This is a genomic window from Dyella ginsengisoli LA-4 (assembly GCF_000334915.1).
Taxonomy (GTDB): Bacteria; Pseudomonadota; Gammaproteobacteria; order Xanthomonadales; family Rhodanobacteraceae; genus Dyella_A; species Dyella_A ginsengisoli_A.
Genome location: NZ_AMSF01000054.1, coordinates 1 through 1,110 on the forward strand (window position 1 = coordinate 1; position 1,110 = coordinate 1,110).

General features: G+C 60.5%; 2 protein-coding genes. One reads left to right on the plus strand and one right to left on the minus strand.

Annotation, left to right across the window (positions count from 1 at the left end; genetic code table 11):
* Positions 1–241 precede the first annotated feature (241 nt).
* Positions 242–853: a hypothetical protein gene (locus tag C693_RS0112510; RefSeq protein ID WP_017462621.1), complete on the plus strand. Its 612-nt coding sequence runs from the start codon at positions 242–244 to the stop codon at positions 851–853.
* A gap of 28 nt (positions 854–881) precedes the next feature.
* Here the strand turns inward: C693_RS0112510 and C693_RS24110 are convergent.
* Positions 882–1,110, minus strand: a 229-nt coding sequence (locus C693_RS24110; RefSeq protein ID WP_206740660.1) for a hypothetical protein, incomplete at its 5' end; no start/stop codon positions are given.

The following is a 1,110-nucleotide window of genomic DNA, read 5'->3' on the forward strand; positions in this document are numbered from 1 at the left end:
GCGGGGTGGCCTTTCTCTTGGTTACTTCTCTTTGGCCACGCAAAGAGAAGTGACTCGCCCTCCGAAGGAGGACGAAACCGCTCTTCTTCATCAAATCATCCAGGCCAAGAAGGGGGGACCCAGCAGGGGCCCCGGTGTCACTCGGAATGAAGCCCATGGACAATGCCGGGCAGTTGCATCGACGATGACGCAGGGCCACGCGCCAGCGTCCAGCAGACCATCGCGAATCAGGGAAGAATCCATGGACACCAGGCAAAGGAGCTTCATCGAGCAATTCGATGCCATGCCGACCAACCTCCTGTTGCACCGCTACAAACAGGGCGGCCTCGTACCCGAAGCGGCCGCGGCGCTTCTGGACGTGCTCGAAAGCAGGGGTTACACCCACGAGAAAGCAGATGAGCAACTGCGACTTGCAGAAACTGCCGCCATTGAGAAAGCCGTCGCGAAGCTGGAAGCCACCGAAAAAGCGCGCACTCGAGCTGTCCGCCTGTCCGTGGATCCGGTACTGAAGCGCCTGCGCGTGCTTCTTTGGGGCATCGTCGCCCCGGTCGCCATGTTCTTTATCCTGTTGGCCATCCCGCTGCTGGGGAACTTCATCGTCATCGAGGTCGCGAGTCGGCTCGGCTGCAATCTGGGGGAGAACGCGGTTCATCCATGCTTCGTCCTTGGCCACGACATGGGGAGCTTTGTCTATGGCTACCTGGTGGACATCTTCATCGTCGGCGCCTTCAACCCCTTTTTCTCGGCAGAGCTTTTTGTGAGGTTCCTGCACAGTCTGGCCGGGATGCTTTGGATGCTTGGCATCGCAGCAATCATCGTTGCCCGAAGAATCCGCCGGCATTCGCTCAGTTGAACGTGAGCCGCAGTATTCCGGCAACGCATTAAGCCCTATCGACCGCTGACCCACCGTGTCGCGCCACGTGCCGCTCTACATTCACTTCAGCTTCCGCATGGGCTTCGCCTTTCGCCCATGCCCTTGCCTCTGCCTTCGCAGCCATGAAAAGTGCGCGCAACTGCGCGCCGCTCTCCCCCCCCCTCTGCAGCGGCAGGTGGGCGAAGGAAAAGCCCGAAGGGTGGCCGGCATGGATGCCGGCCAGTTTGGCGTCAGGG